Origin of the sequence: Picosynechococcus sp. PCC 73109 (genome assembly GCF_001521855.1) — a bacterium.
GTDB lineage: Bacteria > Cyanobacteriota > Cyanobacteriia > Cyanobacteriales > MRBY01 > MRBY01.
This window is the reverse complement of the sequence record NZ_CP014003.1, coordinates 65198-86584: the sequence shown is the minus strand read 5'-3', so window position 1 is coordinate 86584 and position 21387 is coordinate 65198. Positions and strand designations below refer to the sequence as shown.

18 protein-coding genes are annotated in these 21387 nt (G+C 47.0%); 7 read left to right on the top strand and 11 right to left on the bottom strand.

The genetic code is table 11. From position 1 onward, the window contains the following. Nucleotides 1-4 precede the first annotated feature (4 nt). Nucleotides 5-1003 carry an ABC transporter substrate-binding protein gene (locus AWQ23_RS15280; protein ID WP_062437047.1) on the bottom strand — a complete coding sequence of 333 codons (999 nt, stop codon included), beginning with the start codon at nucleotides 1001-1003 and terminating at the stop codon, nucleotides 5-7. Nucleotides 1004-1123: 120 nt separating this feature from the next. After that, on the bottom strand, nucleotides 1124-3541 hold the full coding sequence (locus AWQ23_RS15275) for a TonB-dependent siderophore receptor (RefSeq protein ID WP_062437045.1): 2418 nt from the start codon (nucleotides 3539-3541) through the stop codon (nucleotides 1124-1126). 327 nt (nucleotides 3542-3868) lie between these two features. On the opposite strand from AWQ23_RS15275, the gene AWQ23_RS15270 reads away from it, so the two are divergent. Together AWQ23_RS15270 and AWQ23_RS15265 are read left to right on the top strand one after the other, a co-directional pair. Then, nucleotides 3869-4516: a MotA/TolQ/ExbB proton channel family protein gene (locus tag AWQ23_RS15270; protein ID WP_062437043.1), complete on the top strand. Its 648-nt coding sequence runs from the start codon at nucleotides 3869-3871 to the stop codon at nucleotides 4514-4516. A gap of 88 nt (nucleotides 4517-4604) precedes the next feature. Further along, nucleotides 4605-5027 (top strand): biopolymer transporter ExbD, encoded by a 423-nt coding sequence (locus tag AWQ23_RS15265; protein WP_062437041.1) that lies wholly within the window; start codon nucleotides 4605-4607, stop codon nucleotides 5025-5027. A gap of 35 nt (nucleotides 5028-5062) precedes the next feature. Here the strand turns inward: AWQ23_RS15265 and AWQ23_RS15260 are convergent, their stop codons facing one another. From AWQ23_RS15260 to AWQ23_RS15250, 3 genes are all read right to left on the bottom strand, one after another. After that, nucleotides 5063-6583 carry a gamma-glutamyltransferase gene (locus AWQ23_RS15260; RefSeq protein WP_062437039.1) on the bottom strand — a complete coding sequence of 507 codons (1521 nt, stop codon included), beginning with the start codon at nucleotides 6581-6583 and terminating at the stop codon, nucleotides 5063-5065. A 126-nt stretch (nucleotides 6584-6709) separates the two neighbouring features. Further along, on the bottom strand, nucleotides 6710-7945 hold the full coding sequence (locus AWQ23_RS15255; protein WP_062437037.1) for a hypothetical protein: 1236 nt from the start codon (nucleotides 7943-7945) through the stop codon (nucleotides 6710-6712). A 418-nt stretch (nucleotides 7946-8363) separates the two neighbouring features. Continuing rightward, nucleotides 8364-9629 (bottom strand): FAD/NAD(P)-binding protein, encoded by a 1266-nt coding sequence (locus AWQ23_RS15250; RefSeq protein ID WP_232309022.1) that lies wholly within the window; start codon nucleotides 9627-9629, stop codon nucleotides 8364-8366. A gap of 101 nt (nucleotides 9630-9730) precedes the next feature. Here AWQ23_RS15250 and AWQ23_RS16260 point away from each other — a divergent pair, with 101 nt between their 5' ends. The 3 genes from AWQ23_RS16260 to AWQ23_RS15235 all read left to right on the top strand — a co-directional run bounded on the left by AWQ23_RS16260 (nucleotide 9731) and on the right by AWQ23_RS15235 (nucleotide 12175). After that, nucleotides 9731-10540 (top strand): hypothetical protein, encoded by an 810-nt coding sequence (locus AWQ23_RS16260; RefSeq protein ID WP_062437033.1) that lies wholly within the window; start codon nucleotides 9731-9733, stop codon nucleotides 10538-10540. 67 nt (nucleotides 10541-10607) lie between these two features. Further along, nucleotides 10608-11432 (top strand): metallophosphoesterase, encoded by an 825-nt coding sequence (locus tag AWQ23_RS15240; protein ID WP_062437031.1) that lies wholly within the window; start codon nucleotides 10608-10610, stop codon nucleotides 11430-11432. A 2-nt stretch (nucleotides 11433-11434) separates the two neighbouring features. Beyond that, complete coding sequence (locus AWQ23_RS15235; protein WP_062437029.1) at nucleotides 11435-12175, top strand: metallophosphoesterase; 741 nt, start codon at nucleotides 11435-11437, stop codon at nucleotides 12173-12175. Between the two features lie 95 nt (nucleotides 12176-12270). Here the strand turns inward: AWQ23_RS15235 and folE are convergent, their stop codons facing one another. After that, nucleotides 12271-12909: a GTP cyclohydrolase I FolE gene (folE, locus tag AWQ23_RS15230; protein WP_062437027.1), complete on the bottom strand. Its 639-nt coding sequence runs from the start codon at nucleotides 12907-12909 to the stop codon at nucleotides 12271-12273. A 121-nt stretch (nucleotides 12910-13030) separates the two neighbouring features. After that, nucleotides 13031-14116 (bottom strand): porphobilinogen synthase, encoded by a 1086-nt coding sequence (gene hemB / locus AWQ23_RS15225; RefSeq protein WP_062437026.1) that lies wholly within the window; start codon nucleotides 14114-14116, stop codon nucleotides 13031-13033. A gap of 687 nt (nucleotides 14117-14803) precedes the next feature. Between hemB and AWQ23_RS15220 the strand changes: the two genes are divergently transcribed. Next, nucleotides 14804-15430, top strand: a complete 627-nt coding sequence (locus AWQ23_RS15220) for a DUF4360 domain-containing protein (protein ID WP_012305603.1) — start codon at nucleotides 14804-14806, stop codon at nucleotides 15428-15430. 368 nt (nucleotides 15431-15798) lie between these two features. On the opposite strand, the gene AWQ23_RS16255 is transcribed toward AWQ23_RS15220, so the two are convergent. The 3 genes from AWQ23_RS16255 to AWQ23_RS15205 form a co-directional block, all read right to left on the bottom strand. After that, nucleotides 15799-16074: a hypothetical protein gene (locus AWQ23_RS16255; protein WP_062437024.1), complete on the bottom strand. Its 276-nt coding sequence runs from the start codon at nucleotides 16072-16074 to the stop codon at nucleotides 15799-15801. Between the two features lie 422 nt (nucleotides 16075-16496). Further along, nucleotides 16497-17072: a DUF4126 domain-containing protein gene (locus AWQ23_RS15210; protein ID WP_062437022.1), complete on the bottom strand. Its 576-nt coding sequence runs from the start codon at nucleotides 17070-17072 to the stop codon at nucleotides 16497-16499. Nucleotides 17073-17189: 117 nt separating this feature from the next. Next, on the bottom strand, nucleotides 17190-19388 hold the full coding sequence (locus AWQ23_RS15205) for an amino acid permease (RefSeq protein WP_062437020.1): 2199 nt from the start codon (nucleotides 19386-19388) through the stop codon (nucleotides 17190-17192). Between the two features lie 414 nt (nucleotides 19389-19802). Here AWQ23_RS15205 and AWQ23_RS15200 point away from each other — a divergent pair, with 414 nt between their 5' ends. Further along, nucleotides 19803-20423 carry a hypothetical protein gene (locus AWQ23_RS15200; RefSeq protein ID WP_062437018.1) on the top strand — a complete coding sequence of 207 codons (621 nt, stop codon included), beginning with the start codon at nucleotides 19803-19805 and terminating at the stop codon, nucleotides 20421-20423. A 47-nt stretch (nucleotides 20424-20470) separates the two neighbouring features. On the opposite strand, the gene AWQ23_RS15195 is transcribed toward AWQ23_RS15200, so the two are convergent. After that, on the bottom strand, nucleotides 20471-21331 hold the full coding sequence (locus tag AWQ23_RS15195; protein WP_062437015.1) for an NAD(P)H-binding protein: 861 nt from the start codon (nucleotides 21329-21331) through the stop codon (nucleotides 20471-20473). Nucleotides 21332-21387 lie beyond the last annotated feature (56 nt).

The following is a 21387-nucleotide window of genomic DNA, read 5'->3' as shown; positions in this document are numbered from 1 at the left end:
ATTACTAATTTTGTGTTTCATCTAAAATGTGTTTCGCGAGATCATTGAGAACTTGATGAGCCGCTAAAATACCACTAGAACTTGTCCATTCCCCATCATTAACTTGGTAAACATTACCGTTTTCAACCACAGCAAGATTTTGCCAAAGGGGATGATCTTGCCATTGATTTTGGGTGTCTTCACCTCGGTTTTCGGTCTCATTAAATGTGAAATAAAACAGATGGTCGGCTTCGAGATCCTGGATACTTTCTAGGCCTATCTCGGCGGCAAAGTCATTTTTTTGTTGTACTTCAGGCCGTCGTAAGCCCACTTCAGCGACAATTTGCCCCGGAAAAGATTGTTCATAATAGATCCTCGCTGTCCCTGGCATAAACCGAACGAGGGAAACAGTTGGCGGCTGATCACCTAATTGTTCTTTGAGGTTGGCGACCCGCTGATCCCATTGCTCAAGTAAAGTTTGGGCTTCGGCTTCCCGGTTGAGGGCTTTGGCGTAGAGTTTGAAGTTCTCTTTCCAGGTGGCACCCAGGGTTTCGGAAAAAACGGTCGGGGCGATCGCCTGCAATTTGCCATAGAGTTGCTCCTGCCGAACTTTAGAGCCGATAATCAAATCTGGCTTTAAAGCGACAATATTTTCTAAATTTGGCTGAAATTCGTCACCAATCACGGGTACATCTTCTAATTCAGCACTGAGATACTCGTAATAAGGCTCTCCTTGCCAGGACTTGACGGTACCGACGGGTGTTACCCCTAGGGCAACCAACATATCTGTACCTTCGTTGGTGAGCACGACGATTCGTTCGGGAGTGCCGCTAATTTCCGTCGTTCCCATGGCGTGTTCAATGGTGCGGGTTGCTTCGTCAGGAACTTGGGAAACAGGCTCTGGGGTCGTTGTGGGAGATGGATTTTGGGTCGTGGCAAAACAGCCGATTAAACTCATACTTGCTAGGCAGATTAAGCCAAGGATCTGGGGTCGAATCGTAGGTTTATTTTTTTGATATTGCATAAATTTTAAAGGTTTTTTAATTTTAAAAAAATAGGATGAAAAGGAAAAATAAAATTCTCCTTTTCATCCCAAACTAAGACATAATTAACTTCTGAAATTCATAGGCGATCGCCCTGGATTTTACCAATCTAAACTGTAGCTTAAACTGATGGTGCGACCTCTGCCAGCAAATTGATTTCTGCCCCCATAAACCTGGGCAATGATGGGGAAATATTCAGCATTAAAGAGATTTTCAACGCCGAGCTGAATCTTGCCAGCACCAGTGTCATAGCTACTGATAAAATCAGCAGTTAAGTAACTTTCTACTTCCCCCAAACCAAAGCCATTACCCTTGGGATCACGGCCCGCTGAATACAATAATTGCAGACGATTTTCCCAACCTTCAACGGGTTCATATTCCACAAAACCGGTTAGTTTAACAGGGGGAATTTGGAAACTAGGTAAGCCACTTTCAAAATCGCCATCGTTATTGGCATCCCGCTCGCCATCGGTGTAAGTAAAGGTTCCCCCTAGGGCGAGTTGTTCACTTAATTGAGTACGTAGATCGGCCTCAACACCGTAGATGCGCTGGGGATCACGAATCGTTGTAAACGCACTATCAAAGGTAGTACCGAGATCTGAGTAGCTATAAAAGCCAGCAATGGAAGCTTGCACATTACCCCAGTTGCCGCGAATCCCTAACTCATAGTTATCAACCCGTTGGGCTTCAGGCCGTAGATTTTCCACACTGCCCCCCGGAGAAGTCCGTAGGGAACGGGCCACATCCGCAATGGAAAAGCCTTGGGCAAAGTTCCCAAAAATATTTACATTGTCATTGAGAGCATACACAGCGCCCACATTAAAGAGGGTCGCATCGTAGTTCAGTTCGCCCCCTGTGACATCATTGCCCGCTAGAGTGGTGAAATCATCCACACTGACATCAATAAATTCTTGGCGAATCCCACCATTGAGAACTAACTGATCGGTCACATTCCAATTTAACTGGGCAAATAAACCAAGGTTTTTCTGTTCTGTGGGTGGGGAAAGGAAACCAGTGCCAATTTGCTCAAAAACTAGGCCATTACTCGCTTCAAAGGTAGGTTCATCAAAGAGATCGGCAGGTTGAGCAGATTCTTCGTAAAAATAGTCCACACCCCAAAGTAAACTGAGGCGATCGCCTGCCGCGAGGGGCGTATTGATATCTAAACGACCACCAATTTTTTCGGACTCCACTTCCGATTGCAAAACTTCACCCCCGAAGGTGCCAAAATCATCATCGAAAGGATAGAAACGGGTGGAGTAATCTCGATAGTAAAGCTGACTGTTTAACTGACTGCCAAAGAGATCATCATTGCTGTAGGCCAAACTAACCAATGTATTTTCGGTGCCGGGTTGGTCAGGCAAGACAAGACCAGGTCTGGCTTCTGCCTTATCGCCACTAGGAGATGGATTCAGGGCAAAGTCAGAATCTTGGTCATCGGAGAAGTAATTAAAGCTGAATTGGAGCCGTTGGTTGTCGTCGATGTTGTAGCCCAATTTTCCAAACAAATTGATGCTTCTGAGGTCAGCTAAACCCCCTTGACCCAGCGGATCGGGCGGAATGCGATCGCCATCGGCATCAAAGAAACCGCCTGTCTTGAAAATCGCAAAATCCGCGACATAGTCAAACTTGTCCTCTGTACCAGACACAGAATGCTGGAGAGAGTAACCAAAACTGTCTTCCGGATTGGTCGTGGAAAATTCAAAGCCGATAGTGCTGCGGGATTCTACTCCGGTGGCAGCTCCCTGCTTAGTGATGATATTGATGATCCCACCAGTGGCACCATCTCCATAGATCGCGCTGGGGCCACGGACAATTTCAATCCGCTCAATCACGCCCGGATCTATGGTGCGCAAATCCCGTTGGGCATTACGGTTTGTGCTCTGGGGTATCCCATCAACCAAGACCGAAATATTACGGCCCCGGAGGCTTTGCCCAAAAATACTGGTGGTTTCTGTCGAAGGTGAGAGACCCGGCACTAACTTTGCCAAAATGCTGGAAAGATCGCGGTTGAGATCCGCTTGACGGGCAATTTCTGCCTGGGAAATCACTGTCACAGACCGGGGTACCGCCGCTTCCTCTGCTTCCGTCCGAGTTGCCGTAACGATTAATTCCAAATTATCAACAAAATCATCCGGTGTTACCTGTACAAGTAAACCAGAGGGTTGAGACAGTACATCAACAAAGGGCGCTGCTGTTTCACCCACAAGAATAATTTCAACGGTATTTTCAGATATTTGCGTAATTTCAATGGTCTCTAGACCAGCTTGGGGCGCAAAATCAGGCAAAATTGCACCATCTGTTAACTGGGCATTTTCGACTTCGAGGATGAGACGATCGCCCTCCAGCCGTTGATTCACTTCAGGGGCGATCGCCTGATCACTATCCAGAAAAACTTCTACACCCAAGGAGGTCGGGTTAATCCGAATATTACTAATTACTGTTTGGGCCACTACCGCCGGAGCCAGAACAACCAGCATCCCACTAGCAACCCCCAGACTATAGGTCAACTCTTTCAAGAAACTTCCCTCACACTTATTGCTAAAAAATTGCGTTAGATCAGGAAGATTAAGAGATTATCTCAACCACTGTCAAGTTCTTTATCGAGAATCTATTTTATTTAAAATTTTCGCAGAGCCACATTTATCGGATAAAAGCCACTGAAACTAGGGACTGAAAGGATTTTCAGGAATTACCATTTCAGATTAAAGGCTTTGTTTTTGCTAACTCTTCTGATATACAAGGATAAATTTATTGAAAATAGTTTGAGTTAGGGTATAGTCATTTGGGCAGCAGTGCCAGATAATGCTTCTTAAACGCCCTCGCACATTTCAACCCATAGCACTATGAACATCACAAATTTCTTTGCCGCCGGTGGCATCGTTGCTTATCCTTTGCTCCTCTTCTCTTTGGCCGGTGTAGCCTGCATTATTGAGCGAGCCGTTTTTTGGTGGCGGATTAATCGTCGGCAGCGTCAAGTTGTCCGGGATGCCCTCGGTCTATATCGGCAAGATCAGTTCAATGCGATGAAATTTTTGAAGCGTAACGCGGATCTACCCATTGCCCGGATTTTTTTAGAAGCCCTTGATTTAGAAAATCCCAACAGTGAAGAGTTTCGTCTCGCCCTCGAAAGTGCAACCCAAGCCGAAATCCCGACCCTAAAACGGTTTAATACTGTGTTTGACACAATTATTGCTGTTGCGCCCCTACTGGGATTGTTGGGAACGATCCTCGGTTTGATGCAATCTTTTTCGGCGCTCAACATTGGTGATGTGGGTAATACCAATGCCGCTGGGGTGACTGGTGGAATTAGTGAAGCATTGGTTTCGACTGTGATGGGTCTGGTTGTGGCAATCTTCACCCTGCTCTTTGCCAATCTTTTCAATGGATTATATCAACGTAACCTAGCTTTTATCCAAGAATATGGTGGCCAGTTAGAATTACTATATCGCCGCTTCTATGAAAAGAGTGAAAAAGCGATCATGAACCGCTAATGCCTGCCAATCAAACGATGCGCAGCTATTTTTTTATGTATAAGCCATCCATTTAAGCTTAATTCTTTTGTTTTAAAAATTCACCACTATGCGTATTCCCCAGGAAGAACAAAAATCCGCAGGCATTAATATTGTGCCGATGATTGATATTATCTTTTCAATTTTGGCCTATTTTATTATTTCGACCCTCTATTTGACGAAATCTGAGGGCTTACCGGTTAATCTACCTGGGGCAAATACAGCACAACAGCAACCGAGCACTGAAATTACGGTGACCGTAGATGCGGCGGGAGATATTTTTCTCAACGAAGCACCCGTTGAAATCGCTACACTCCAGGCTAGTGTCCGGAATCTGATGGTCGAAAACCCAGAAACCTTGGTGATTATCAATGCCGATGAAGCAGTTAGCCATGGATCCGTGATTGAAGTAATGGATGAACTGCGGCAAATTGAAGGAGCAAGATTGGCGATCGCCGCCCAAAAAGAAACAACCCCCGTCAGCACTGATTAATATCGCAATTCCCTCAAATAAACACAGATACAACTTTAGGCAAAAGCGACACTGCCCTCCCGTCGGGGATCGGCGATCGCCTGTAATTGCTGCGCTTCTTTAGACCACAATGCGGCCTGTACGCCACCAAAATACATCGATAGCGGCGGAAACTCCCGGAGCGGCATCGACAGATTCAATAAATTCTCAGCCCTTAAATCTTCTTCGTAGGCAAGCATCAATTGGTCGTCAAATGCTTCCACATGGAGTCGTGGGTGTCGGATGGCCTCACTGAGAGAATCGCCATGCACTATAAAGTTGGTCAGTGACTGGGCGATCGCCGTGGTAATCCGCGACGCACCAGGGGAACCAATCGACAGTACAGATCCATTCCGGTGACGTGCAATGGTGGGGGCCATATTTGAAATTAATCTCGTGCCTGACGCAATGGGTTCACTCTGTTCTCGATGCAACTCCAATTCACCCAGGGAATTATTTAACCAAAAATTACGACCGGGAATCACCGCCCCAGAACCATAACCCGCCGATGCCGTCAGCGAACAGGCACAACCTTGATCATCGACCGTGGACACATGGATCGTAGAAGGTGAACTGCGGTAATGATCGAGCTGATTTGTCCGGGCAAAATGTAGCAGATCCGTGACTGCTTGCCATCGATCTTGATCAACATTGAGATGTTCAAAACGATAGTTAAGAACGGCCTCTTGGATCGCAGCAATGGTTTTATGGTCGAGACTTTGGCGGGTTTGCTGGAGGAGGAGTAAAGCGGCTAAACAAGCACCACCTACTGCGGGGGCCGGGTTAGTGACAATTTCCCAGTCACCATAGCTCAGCCGAATTGGTTCTCTGATAATCGCTTCGTAGCTTGCCAAGTCAGCTTGGGTAATGGCACCATGCGATCGCTCCATTGCAGCGACTAATTCCTGGGCTAAAGTCCCTTGATACAAACAGTCAGGGCCTTCATCAGCCATCAGCTTTAGAGTTTTAGCGAGGCCCGGTAAGCGGACGATCTCACCAGCCTTGAGATAATCTTTGCCGTTTGGATGAACAAGCTGATAACTTTCGGGATGCCACCCAAAAATCGCTGCATGGGCCTGTTCTAAGTACATTCCTGAGACACGGGAAATGGGACTGCCCTGCTCTACCACTTTGGCCACGGGCGTGATTAATTCTGCCCAAGACAATTGGCCGTATTCTGCTGAGGCTTTGGCAATCCCGGCGAACATCCCTGGCACTGCCACCGCACCATAACCAATTCCGGTATAAATGCCACCACCATAATTCAGCAAGGTCTTTTGTAACTCTGGGTAGGGGCGATCGCCAGGGAAATCTTTACCAGGCATCGCTGCATAGGCATCAATGACAACGGGTTCTCGATCCTGGGGCCAAATCGCGATGAAACCACTGCCGCCCGGTGCCATGACCCCCAATTCGCAACACATGGAAGTTAATGTGGCGGCGAGGGCGGCATCGATGGCGTTACCTCCCTGGGCGATAATCTCTGCGCCGATATTGGCGGCAAGTTTAGAATCGGCGGCGATCGCGACTTTGGTCATCGTTTTTGATTAATTGTTTTTGATCGAGAATGCATTGTGATTTTTTCCATAGCTCGATTTTCAGTTGAAAATCGAGATCTGTCTTTAGGGTAAGTTACGAAGCCAAATCACTTGATGTTAGAGCCTTTAGCGCTGCAGTCGTTTCTGCAAATACTCACAAGTCCAGCCCCGGTCCACTAGCACCTGCCAGGACACCAGATGAATACCATCCCGCACCAAATAATCCCCATCCACCTCTTCGTAGTAGCCCAAACGCCCCAATTTCTTCATCGCCTCAAACCAGTAGAAGAAATTCGCCCTTTCGCTTGTGTGATTGTTGGCCACTGCATTCTTGACTGCATAGACAAAAAAGCCCGCTGGATTTTTCACATAGTGGTCACGCCGATACCGCTGATAGGCGGCGATCGCCCCTTCAATAATTTCTGCCGCCGTCGTCTTCACTAACCGCACCAGAGAAGGATTCAACACAATCCCTAGATCATCAAGCCGCTCCAAATGAGCCTTGGCTTGGGAATTCACCACCACATCCGCTTTATCCGCTTCTTCCGTCTGCGATTGCTTTTCCTCAATAGCCTGAGTTGTACTGTTCCCAGCTTCCTGAACTGGAAGTCGCTTATCTTTCTCTTTCTCTTTCTCTTTTCGCCTCAATTCCTTGGCAAACCCAACAGCCTCTATCTTGTCTCCAGTAACAGTTTCAGCCACTTCCTGTGGATTAATTACTTGTTCCCCAGATATCAGCCCACCATCATCCCCATCGATATTTCTTGTTGATTTTACACTTTGGCCCGCCGCTTTTTCTTTCTCTTGGTCTAACTTGTGGGTTTTACCAGTTACTGCATTTCCAGCTTCATGGTTTTTAACATTTTCCTCTTGGCTAAACTGAGTTTTCTGTTCCAGTACATCAGTAGCCTGAGAATCCAAAAAAGAAAATTTTAATTGAACAGCAGAACAAGCCTGATCTGTTGAATCTTTAGTATCTATATAAGAAGGTACGGCAGCATCAGGGTTTGAGGCGCGTTTTTGGGAAGTTTTATTCCCAAACTGGGAAGTTTTGTTCTCGATTTGGGAAGTTTTATTCCCGGGACGATAAGCGGCGAGTTTGTAGATTTTGCTGTTGTACTGGCGCTGAATATTGACGAGACCAATGTCTGCGAGTTCGGTCACGGCCTGGCGGATCCACTTAGAACAGTAGGGTTTCTTGCGGAATTTGCCAGTCCAGTGGCGGAAAGTATCGAGGTCTACTTCAAAGGTTGTACCGGCGGGACGTTTGCGTAGAAGCCAGTTGTAGAGGGTGGCGGCGCAGCGACTTACTTGGTTGAGGAGGTAGTCACTGTCGGCGGTAATCATGGCAAAGGCAGTCATTTTTTTTATTCTCCAGATGGGGGGGTTGGAGAATCAGCAAAAAAGCTGCTAGAATGTACCCATCAAGAACCGGTGCAAAAAGTTCTTTGTTGGGTTGGTGGGAGCAGATTTTCGCCGACCCTCATCTTTTTTAAATTTCTCTAATTCTACAGGATCTTCTCCAGGAAAAGAAAAGGCGCTCGCCCAAGATCAGCACAGGCCAGCTTAATATTGATGGGCTAGCGCGATGAAAAGCAAAGTATCCTGGAAGTATTTAGCCGAAGTCATAGATCAGCCATAATTTAACAAAAGTACACAAAAACTCCAGCAGGCTAGGTGGGTAACTTGTACTTTTGAAGTAATGGTCCCACCGCGATCGCCTTTTATGTCTCTAAACTTAGAGCAAACTCCTAAAAACTATTCATTCACACCTACATTGCTAGGCGCTAACTCCAGAGCAGGTATTCGCTTGGTAAATGCGTTGCAGACTTGATTTGGTTAGGGCAGGGACAAGGCGATCGCAAGCCAGACGCGCCCCAGAGATATTGCGGGCGGTGGGGCCAAGTTGCAGGGCGGCCAATCCTCCCATGAGGAACAGATCACAGCCTTGCCAGCGTAAATATTCATCCAAAATAGGGAGACCGTTCAAGATTGGTTGGCGATAGCGATCCATCACCTTGGTGAGTAGGGGTTCGGCCATGACATCAAAGCGACTCCCCGTTGCTAACCAGAGGCGATCGCCCTGGAAAATTTCTCCATTGTCACAGTGCAACTGCCAGTGATTCCCTTGCCAATGGGCGGCTTGGATTTGGTAATTGGGCTTGAGGGTAACTTTGTCCTGGCGTTCGGCGCGGCGGAGCTGGGTCATTACTGCTGGCGTGAGGGAACCACCATTGCGGGCTTTCAGAATCATTTGGTGGCGTTTTTGCCAATCGGTTTCAGCGGCAAATCCCTTGAGATATTTCGGCCCTAACCAACCTGCATCGGCATCAAAAAGTTTCTCTTGGAAAGGGCGACGGGCAACGATCGTAACCTGGGCTTGGCGGGCGATCGCCCCCAATGCGAGATGGCCTGTGGAGAGACCACCACCAACAATGACAATTTTTTCACCCTGAAGATGTAACTTCCGTAAATCAACGCGATCACTGTGGCAAAGACGATCAGATGGATAGCTAGCTTCGATCTGTTCCAGCCAATCTGGTAGCTGTCGTTGGGTTTGATTCGTCGCTAGAATGACCTGCTCGGCTTGCCACTGTTGGCCATTATGTAGGGTTAAACAAAATTTGCGTTGACCTCTCTGGGGAGGGATTAACTCTGTAACTGCTGCGGCGATTAGTCCTTGCTCTAACTGAAATTCGGCGATCGCCTCTCGGCAAAAATCTTCAAAAAGTTGGGTGCTGGGTAAATCATAGGGCGGAAAAAGTTCATTGGGGCGTCCCTCAGCAAACCTGCGCAGGGCAAAGGGATCTGGGTAGGGATGATGTACCGCCGGCGATCGCAAATGGGGAATCTCCTGGGCCGCAAACTGGTGAGACCAGCGGGCCAACCAACAACCATGGGGATCAAAAACAACAATTCGCTTACGCCACTGGGGACGTTTTTTTAAAAGATGAAGCACCAAGGTCAGGGCCTGGACGCCTGCGCCAATAATTGCAATGTCACACTGCTGCATCGCCTTGACGGAAATTCTTGGGGGGATAGACATTTTCACGACTTTAAATAAAAATGATAATTATTATCAAAATATCGATAATAACAAATCACTGAACCAAGCGCTGGCTTGTCCGCTAGCAGGAAGAAAACATAATGATCGATTGGACAAAAACAGCTATCGTGGCGATCGCCGGTCTGGCGGGCTCCGGAAAAACCCAGTGGCTCCGGCAGCAATTCCAGGGGAAAACGGTGCCTGTTACTTATTTCGCACCGCGGACGGTGGACTGTGCCATTGATCGCCATTGTCTCGCCCTTGAGTTTCCCCATTGGCAGTTTTTAGAAGAAGGGCAGGAAATTGAACTGATCCGCGCTGTAGAACAGGGGGCGATCGCCATCTTAGAGCTTGGTTTTTATGTGGCCCTAGCGTCTGGGGAAGAATTGCTAAAAGCATTGGAAGAGGCTGGTTTTCCCTGTCAGCGATTGGCCTTTGTCTCCGAGCAGATCACCAGTTCCCCTTGGCATGATTGGGCCGATCAATTGATTGAAGTACCCCTACCGCTGCCGACGAATGAAATTCAGGTGTGGCGATCGCCCCTGAGGGGTCAGGTCTTTGATCCGGCGAGCCTCAATATTTTTTGGGATGAACTCACCGCCGGGGCCTATGGCCAGATCCAGCGGGCCAAGGGCATTGTCGAAATCATTGATGGCAGAGCTTTTTATCTCGACTATGTGGCAGGGATGGCGGACAGCTTCTACCGTGAGCTTCCCTGTGAACTTTGGCTGGAAGGTAGACCCGAACGATTCAGCGGCCTAGAAGTAGTCGGTACTCAACTCGATGGGCGACAAATGGCCGCTACCATCCCAGATTGCTGTCTTAACGATGAATTACTGGCTTATTACCAAGGGCAAATACGGCGACAACGGCAGCAACCTGACTCAAAACAACAGTATGCCTATACCTAAAATTAAACGCCTAATTCATTTAGCCTGCTAAAACGTCTAACAAAATCAATAAAATCTTCTCAAAATTATGAAAATTGCCGTTATTTCCTGTATTCATGGAAATTATGAAGCCTTAACGACGGTGCTCAAGGACATTGACAGCCAAAATGTAGACCAGATTTATTGTTTAGGGGATTTGGTCGGCTATGGCCCCTATCCCAATGAAGTGGTGACCCTCGTGCGATCGCTGGATATTCCCACTGTCCAAGGCTGCTGGGATGAAGATATTGTCGATGGTTTAAATGCCTGCGAATGCAGTTATCCATCATTGCTCGCAGAAAAACGGGGTAAAGTTGCCCACCAATGGACAGACCAAGAAATTCACCCCGAAACCCGCACCTATCTAGCCCAGTTACCAAAAGTGCTCAAGCAGGATCAACTGGCTTTTACCCACGGCAGTCCCCAAAGTCAGCATGAATATTTACTGCCAGAACTAGATGGTTTCCTCGCCCTAGAGCGGGTTTTGAGCACGGGGACAGATATTCTGTTTTGTGGCCATACCCATGTACCCTATGTGCGCACCCTTGAGCAGTATTCTCTGAAATTTTCTGTCCGCACCAATTCCGGGAAGGCGATCGCCCCAGAGCAGGAATTTACCGCCCCTGTTAAACGGATTGTTAATGCTGGGTCTGTCGGTGAGCCGCGCCATGGCCGCCCCCACGCCACCTATGTCATTTACGATGGCGATCGCGATCAGGTGGCATTACGGGAAGTGGAATATGACTATCACAAAACCTGTGGGGCGATTATCGAAAAAGGGTTGCCACCGATTTTTGCCTGGCGCTTAGCTCAGGGGATGGAATTCGCCGAACGGGCCGACGATCCAAGCCACCTTTGCGAACGGGGAGTATAACGATGATGCAGTGGGCAATTTTAAGCGGTATCGAAGGGAATTTAGCGGCCTATGAAGCGGTAATCCAAGATATTCGGCGACAAATCCCCAAGGTCACAGAGCTATATATTCTAGGTGATCTAATTGACGGAACCCCGGCAGGTAATGCCGTTGTAGAGCGCATCCGCCACCCGAAACAAGGCGAACTGATGCCCCAGGTCTGTAAGGGTGCTTGGGAAGAACAATGTCTAATCGTGCGGGGTTTAGCAGCAGAACCCGAAGAAAATCCTTTTCTCGCAGAAAAAGGTGGTGCCATGCTCAAACGACTCTGGGATCATGTTCCCTTAGAAACGGTGCAATGGTTTAGACAACTCCACTTCGGCTTTGCAGAATTAGACTGTCTTTTGCTTCACGGCAGTAGCCTGACGGTGTTTGAAGCCCTCACACCGGACATTTCTCCTTTGGTTTTACTAGATCGTCTTTCCCGCACGGGGAGCAATCGCCTTTTTTGCGGTCGATCGGGCCAAACCTTCCAATATCAGGTGAGCACCGGAAAATTAGCCGCCACAGTCACTACCCTTGACCAGACAGCTGTCAATCAGGATTACACCATCGGTGACACGGCTGGCCCTGCTGCCCGTTTGATCGTTGGTGTTGGCAGTGTGGGCCGAGTCCCAAAACAAGCCACCTACACCCTCTACAATCCCAATACAGACCAAGTGACCTTTCGGACAGTGCGCTATGGCACCGTGGGATTTGGTTAATTTTTTCGTTCAAAAAAAGCAGAATTTCCCCCTAAACCACCAAAAAAAGGTAATTTAGGGGGATTTTTTTAGATTTCCAAAGGAATTAATATTTTCTAATGGAACGAAGGACGATGGCGGATCAACTCCATAAACTCTTGGCGAGTGGCGTCATTGTCGGCAAATATGCCCTGCATTGAACTGGTTACTGTCCAAGAGCCTGGTTTCTCGACCCCACGCATCACCATGCACATGTGGGTTGCCTCAACCACAACAGCGACTCCCTGGGGTTGTAATAATCCATGGAGGGCATCGGCAATTTGTTGGGTTAAGCGTTCTTGTACCTGCAAACGTCGGGCGTACATTTCACAAATACGGGCAATTTTAGAGAGGCCGATCACCTTACCATTTGGAATGTAGGCCACATGGGCGCGGCCTAAAATCGGCAGAATATGGTGTTCGCAGGAACTAAATAGATCAATATCCCGCACTAAGACCATTTCATTGGTATTTTCATGGAACACGGCCCCATTGAGGAGTTCATCAAGGGATTGGTGGTAGCCAGATGTTAGAAATTTGAGGGCTTTGACCACTCGTTTTGGCGTATCGCGCAATCCTTCGCGGTCTGGATCTTCACCTAATCCGAGTAATAGGGTGCGCACGGCTGCCTGCATCTCGGCTTCTGAAACTGGTGGTTTGATTTCAGTATTAATGGTTTGTTGGCGAATATCGGTCAAAGAAATGGGTAAGTCCATGGGATCAAGTTTTATCAATTAGTGGTTTGTTGGTTGTCGGAGGGCGATCGCCCGGCAAATTTGATGCGGCAACGCGCCGAAGGATGACTGACTGGTTTTAGATGTAAGGAAGATCAGCGAATTACATTTGCTGTAAAGCTATAGCCGCTTCCTTAGCGAAATAGGTCAAAATCAGGTCAGCCCCGGCCCGTTTCATGCTGGTCAAGGTTTCTAAGATGACGGTTTGTTCATCCAGCCAACCCCGTTTGGCTGCTGCTTTGACCATGGCATATTCCCCACTGACGTTGTAGGCGGCGACGGGTAAATTTGTCTGTTGTTTGATGCGACAGATAATATCCAAATAAGCTAAGGCTGGTTTAACCATCACGATGTCAGCCCCTTCGAGAATGTCTAATTCCACTTCTTTGAGGGCCTCTTGACCATTGGCCGGGTCCATTTGGTAGGTTTTTTTGTCACCAAACTGAGGGGCCGAATCCAAGGCATCTCGAAATGGCCCATAGTAAGCGGATGCATATTTAGCGGAATAGGCGAGAATCCCTACATTAATCCAGCCTGCGGCATCGAGGGCGCGGCGAATCGCTCCTACGCGACCATCCATCATGTCTGATGGTGCCACAAAATCAGCGCCTGCTTCTGCGTGCATGAGGGCTTGTTTGACCAGGACAGCGACTGTTTCGTCATTGAGGATTTCTCCGTCTTCGACAATACCGTCGTGACCTTCACTGCTATAGGGATCGAGGGCTACATCTGTGATAACGACCATATTGGGCAGGGCTTCTTTAACCGCCCGTACAGCCTTGGGAATTAACCCGGCAGGATTATAGCTTTCGGTACCTATATTGTCTTTTTGGTAATCAGGGATCAACGGAAAAAGGGCGATCGCCCCAATGCCAAGGTCATGAGCTACCGCCACTTCAGCTAATAGCAAATCCAAAGAGTAACGAAAACAGCCAAGCATCGAAGGGATTTCCGCTTTTTGTCCTTCACCCTCCATGACAAATAGAGGATAAATAAAATCATTCACCGTCAAAGCCGTTTCATGCACCATGCGGCGTAAAGCAGCTGTCCGTCGCAGTCGACGGGGCCGATATGTTGCTATTTCAGCAGGAGTCGTAGCATCAGTGGTTTTAGCAGGGGTTGTGGCTTTAGTAGAAATATTTACAACAGTGGCTAAGGGAGACTCTGGGCGAGGTGGGGGTATCGACATAACAAAAAATGATAATCATTCTCGAATATTCTACACTGCGGTTCAAGCATTTGGACGTCGACTTATTTTGCAGAGAGCTGTTCACTCTTCCTAGTATTTGCTTGGAATAATGCTGGCAAAGCCCCCCTTGCTCCCTCAGGCTAGGAAAATCTCCTAAATGCTAAGTCAATGGAATCTCGTCCCCCACATGAAGAGATTTAGGGTAGCGACTCAATAGCATTTGATGTCGTTCAGGTATCCTCTTAGATTTAATGGAATATTCCTTCTGAATTAGTGCTATTCCTAGAGCTTGCTGAAATATTGGCCAATTAATTAAAACTCAGGTATCGGGAGATTCTTAATTGGCTTATTAATATCTCTGAAAAAAAGAGAGGTATATAGTTGGGATTTAGATGCAAAAAAATATTAATTTTGAGCGATTCTGAAAACAGCGTCTGGATCGACTAAAAATCTTGAATTTTGTTCCCGTAAAATAAATCCAAAAATTGGAAACAATTGATAGCCAATCTAGTCAAATACTCTAACACAATCTGCAATACCTCTTCAAAGAAGAAAGCATGAATACACCATCATCAGTTAATAAATAGCTGCGTCAAATCTTTTGGCAAACTTTTGACTTTCTTGAAATCTAGAACTTTAAATCTAGAAAAACGAATTGGAAACTGCATCATTAATGGGGTAATTGAAATGAAGTTAGAACACGCTTTTTTAGGTCTATTAGCTGCTTCGGGTATAGTCACTGCGAATGTTCAAGCCGTCAAGGCAGAAGAAGGGTTTGCCTTTAAACGTGTACCAGTCATTGTAAATGGTAGTGGCTGTCCTCCTGGCAGTGCTTTTGGGATTGTGAATGGGAATTCGGTTTCAATTATTTTTAGTGAAATGTATACCGAAGCGGCCCGACGGGAATTTAAACGAGCTTCTTGCAACATTCGTATGAAGCTTGATGTTCCTAGCGGTTACACAGTACAACCGGTGAATCTCCGCTATTTAGGTTATGCCAATATTCCTAATGTATCGGGGGCACGTAGTACGCTGAATACTTTTGCGAGTTTCGGTGCAAGTGGCGGGTGGGTTGACCGCAGCAACTTTGGCCCAGGCTTTCAAAGCGATTTTGAACGTAATGTCGATATTGCCCTTTCAGCAGTTAATGCTTGCACTCGACCGGTTACAACAAACTTTGGTATTAACACTAACATTAGCGCTTGGGGACCCCGTTCCGGTGATGAAGTTACTTCTATGGGTATTGATACGGTGGATGTGACTTTAGAGGATGTCATTTACCGTATTGAGTTTGGCTTTATTCCTTGTTCTTAAGTAACATCTGGCTTTTGTTGTGCTAGTGCTTTTTGCTTACGCAATTAGGTGAAACCTAAAAGGTAATGATGGGTTTGTTGCGGTCTATCTCAATACACCATCAAAAATGTGGACATAGCCACTTAGTTTTCTCCAGGTGTGTATTTAATCACATTGAACTGCTGTGGAATTTTATCCATCACTAAAATTCATCATTACCCCTTTAGTACTACCCAAATGTTCTTTACCCCGCGATGGTAGATTTCATTGAGCACTGATAACCAGAATTTGGCTCCCTCGCCCCCGGTAGCATTGCCTCAGAACCTCTGCGAATCTTCTACTCTGATTTTGCTACCGTTTCCTCACTTCTTTCAATGGATAAAGTCGAGCTAAGAGAACTGTGTCGTTGAAATGACCCAGCCATAGGTTACAACTACCAACAGGATTAACCCGTAAACGAATTCCTTTTGCTGACTAAACCACCCCTGCAGCATATTCTTGAAATTGTGTAGGCTGCGGCGTCGCTCATTTCCTAATTCTCGTATTAGTCTGGTCACCTCTGCATTAACTTCTTGTAATGAAATTTCACCCTGTTGATACCTTGCTTCCAGGGCGTTTAGCTTGCGCCAGTATTCTTGGGTGGCATTGAGGAGGTCAGGAAACATGAGTACGTAAACCAGTAGCTATCAGTAAAGGCGATCGCCGTGAATATTGAGTAAGTTTTAGTCTTCGCGGCGAAGATTGTCATCCTCGATTTTTTATGGGGCACTGACGCTATCACCTTGATTGCATTGTAACGTAATGTTAATTTTTTTTGCGCTATGACTTGACAATCTGGCAAGTGTACAAATTTCGCAAGCATAAATAAAAAGAAAACATGAAGAGACCGCCAAACCTACAATAAATAGTTGCTCCTGCCAAAACAGGCTTCGTAAGGATTCACTGCAACCTTTTCAAAGACTGGGCCTTGATGACCAATGGCAGTCAGGTCACTTAACAGCTTGGGCACATTATCAGAAATATTGTCTGGTCAAAAATTGCAAGATTGTTTCCCTCAGCAATCTCATAATCAATTGCTCTGAGATCACTAAGATCTAGATTTTCGAGTAAAAACACGAAATAGTCGCTGTAGCGCAACTCCCAGAACCCCAACAACAATCGCTATTGCCAGGAACGGCACAAATAGTGCCAGTAAAGATAAAACTCCAGCACTAAGAGCCTCGACCGTTGACACCACTGGATTAGCAATGCCGCCAGTAGCCGTAGTTGAAGCGCCTCGCGTTACCGCCGTAAAAGTTTCAATGGTACCGGCAGTACTTCCACCTGCAAGAATTGCTAAAGTCCATTGGAGTAACGGTTCCAGTTCAGTTAGCTGCCCCAGGCTGGCAGAAGTTAAAAGAGTACCAACAGCGATCGCCAAAGGAATCTCAATCCCATCTAATAAATTGTCAACAACAGGAATGTAGTAAGCAAGTATTTCAACGATCGTCGCTATTCCAAAAGCAAAAAAGGCTGGGTAAGTTCCCAACCAGACAAAATCTTCACCGAGGGATAGATCGCCGAAGATCGCCATCCCACTGAGTATTAGCGGGGGAATGAAAATACGAAAGCCAGCAGCAGCACTGAGAGTAACGCCAATACAAAGAGCTAAAATAATATCCATGGGTAGCGAGAGCTGCGGAACACCCTTATTGTGAACGACCTAATGCCCATTACAGAGTCATGAAGTGCAGATTTTTTGATACAGCAGGATTTGAAGTTGGATCGAAAAAAATAAGTACTACTTTTTTAGGACTTCAGCAAAGGCGAAGCTTGGTGCAGCAAGAACCAACATTGTAGATGGTAGATCATGGATTCTCTCTTCAATGGAGGCATAGTAATCACAAAAATTCTCGTTCGGTTCTGCGATACCGAGGATGACTTGATCTGCATTACGCGAAGACTCAGACAAAATCTCATCAAATGATCGACCTTCTGCCACCAAGATACAAATCTCTGCATCAATGCGAAGCGTTTGCACCAGGACATTAATATTTTGTTTGGCAGTTGCTGCGGCTGATTGATCCGGCACCACTAGCTTCAAATAAATTTGAGCGCTACGCCATTCCATACTGTCCCGTAGTAGCTCTGCCAAGATCATCATGAGTGCACCATTAGCGTGCAAACCTCCCCACCAAACATCAATTTGATGATGCTGCTTACTTTCGGGCTGAGATTTCTCTCGATAGATAATCACATTACGCTCAGCGCGATGCAGTGCATGGATAAGCTGACAATAGCTACTGCGATTTTCGGGGGTTTCATTATTACCAAGGAGGACTGTATCAGGCACGATGGGGCCAAGGCCATAAATTTCAACAAGCCGCTCAACGCCCACAAATGGATCTTGGGCGGTCAAGACCCTGACCAATGCTTGTATATTTCGCTCTTGCAGATAATCATTAATGCTCTTTTCCATTTGCTGCTGTTGGCGGATACTGCGAGAATCCATCGGCAAAATACTTGCAATGGTAAACAGGCCCCGATTGCGATTTAACCCATCTGCTAATTCGATTAATCCCCAACGCCGCGTTGGTGCACCAGAAAGAACTAACATATGGGGCCGCCATGTTCTCGGATCGGGGTGATGACCCAGTTGAAATAAGCTTGTCCTCAACAGCATCATCCAAATACCGCGACGGGCATCTCCCCAAGTACTCTTTAACTCCCGTCGCTGAATCCACAAAAAGATCATCGCAACAATTAACCCAGCAACGATGGTCGCCACTGGATTAATTAAAAACATAACCGCTAAACATCCGAGAGCCCCAAGCAGTGAGAAAGACCAATGTACTGCAAATAAAGGGCGAAAAGAGGGACTATCAAGAAATCCTTCAACGCCAGCGGCAATGTTGAGTACTAGGTAGGTTGTGAGAAAAAACATACTCAGCACTGGTGCGATTAAGTTTAAATCACCCACCATGACTGCTACTGTGACGATCCCTAAGGTGATCGCCGTGCCGATGCGTGGTTCGTTATTAGGACCACTGCCTTTGCCTAGGAAGCTTAGCCATCGCGGTAAGACGCGGTCCCTTGCCAACGCTTGCAAAATCCGGGGGGCCCCTAAAATGCTACCGATAGCACTCGATAATGTCGCTCCCCAAATGCCTAACAGAATTGATGGCCCCCAAAAGGCAATCTGCTGCATGATGAGCGGGTTATTAACTAGCGTACTGGCATCGGCTCGAGTGGCAAGAAAAAAAGGCAGAGCCATATAGATCAAATAACCAACACCGACGGCTGCCAATGTACCTGTAGGAATTGCCTTTGTTGGTTCTTTGAGATCGCCGGACATATTAACCCCGGCCATAATTCCGGTCACGGCTGGGAAAAAGACGGCAAAAACTGTCCAGAAAGATTCGCCACCATCTGTACCCCAGGGTTCTAGCTGAGTTGCTTCCAGTGGTGAACCGAAAGCTAGGGAAACAAGCGATAAGGCGATGATCGCCATGATGAAGTACTGGGCTTTGATGGCAATTTCGGCTGAGGTAATTGCTAATACTGCCACAAGAATGGTGACAATTAGGGCAATGTAAGTCTGGTTGAAGCGGCCAAAGGCATTGACAACGCTTTCGGCAAATCCAATGGTATAGAGTGCAACTGACAAAGCCTGGGCAAAGTAGAGGGGAATCCCTACGGCTCCTCCGGTCTCGATGCCTAGGGAGCGGCTAATCATAAAATAAGCGCCACCAGTTCGCACGACCCGATCAGTGGCGATCGCACAAATTGATAACGTCGTCAGAAAGGTAATGCTCACAGCCATCGTGACAATAAGCCATGTGCCAAAAAGGCCGACATTGCCAACCACCCAACCAAAGCGGAGGTACATAATCACCCCCAAAATAGTCAGCAGCGAAGGGGTAAAGACCCCACCGAACATACCTAGCCCTGCTTTGTCTGCTGGCGTCGTAACAGCGGTAGAGCTAGTTTTTAAAGGCATTTTAAAAAAGTTGATGAGTGTTGTTACTGGTAAAAATATACTGACTTTCAGCAATCCAAAATATGGATGAGGCTAAACGGCATTGTCAACTTAAGCCGCTTGACAAACACAAGCTCTAAAAAGCTTTCTACATGGAAAGTCCAGCAAAAACAGGAGAAAACATTTTAGGGAAGCTATCCATATCCTAAAGGATACTGTGAACAATAACTATTTTCCCCACCATGGCTTGAAGACTGGCCTACGTCAAGCTTTCCCCTAGCCCCATCAAAGCTCTTTCACGACCTCCAGACAATTTTTCCTAGCACTCTATGCTGGGTGATTAGCATCAAACTGCTTCTCTTTACAGAGGTTGATTGGGGAGCAACTTGTTACGGTAAAGGAACGACTATTAGCCTGTAAGTGATTTGGGAGTTTATGCCGACTAATCCCTTCGATTCCAAAGCCCGCCAAAAAGATCTCCACGATTTCATTGAAACCCTCACTGCTAATACAGGGCAAAATCTGGCGGCGATCGCCAACAATCCTATTTTTAAAACAATTCAGAAAATTTTTGGTTTTGGTTGGCTAGCAGCAATTGTCGGAGATGTGGATGTAGCAATGGCTCAGGCTGAGATTCAGCGGTTAAAACAGGCTTATCCCAATGAAAATCCAACCCAACTAACCCAGCGAGTTATCCAAGCAAAAAGTCTAGAAGCTGCCAAATTAGGGTTTGTGGCCAATCTTTTACCCCCTTTGGCCCTGGCATTATTCGGCTGGGAGTTGGCAAGTATGACAAGACTCCAGGCGGAGATGGTTTATCAAATTTCTGGCCTCCATGGGCTGAATCTCCAGGATCCCCGTCGCCGGGCAGAAATTCTGGCAATTTTTGGCTTGTCCCTCGGCGGCAATGGTCTCAAAACAGACCTAAGTTTCCTCGAAATGATTCCCCTGGTGGGTACAGTGGTCGGGGTTTCGAGCAACAGTCTGATGATGTATTCCCTAGGGTTAGCGGCCGACCAGTTTTATCGGTTTAAACAGGACGCACAAAAATATTGATAACAATTTCTAACTTCTGCGTCCTGCCTCAAACTTCTCGTGTTTTCCTACAGGGTTACTGGTTGCCATAGGCCGGTGGCAGCAACCTCGCTAGCATAATCAGCAAAATCCTTGGGTGAACGTCCTAAGGCACGCTGAATGCCATCGGTGAGATAGGCATTGCGGCCATCAAGCACAGTGTTAAAAAGATAGTCCAGCATCCAAACCACTTCTTTGGGGGCGCCAGATTCCTTGATACCAGCCACAAAAGCATCGTGGGGAACTGGCACATAGGTAATCTCACAGCCGCTGGCATTTGACAACTCAGCCGCAATATCAGCAAAGGTCATTAAGCGAGGGCCAGTGACTTCGTAAACTTCTCCGGCATGTCCTGGTTCTGTCAGGGCAGCAACAGCAACCTCGGCAATATCATCGACATCTACAAAAGGCTCAGAAATATCACCCGCTGGGAGAGTGATTTGTCCAGCCGTGACCATTTCGAGGAACGCACCCTCTGAGAAATTTTGATTAAACCAACTGGCTCGGATGATTGTCCAATCAAGACCACTCTTCTGCACAATCTGTTCACAGGCTTGGGCTTCGATTTCGCCTCGACCCGACAGGAGTACCAAGCGTTTAACACCATGACCTTTAGCGCGATCAACAAAAGCCTGAATAGCATCCGTCGCTCCCGGCATGGCTAGATCTGGCGCATAGTTGATGTAAACCGCTGCTACATTTTTAAGACAGGCATCCCAGCTAGTTTCATGGTGCCAATCGAAGGCTGGTGTGGCTGAGCGTGAACCGATCCGGGTCGGTATGCCCTTTGCTTCTAGCGCAGTAACAATCCGTCGTCCTGTCTTGCCGGTGCCACCGAGGACAAGGGTTAATCCGTTTGAATTATAAGCTTGATGTTGAATAGTGTTCATGGTTTGCTTCCCTTTGTTGGGTGAACTGTAAGCCCACTATAAAAAGTCCAACTAGG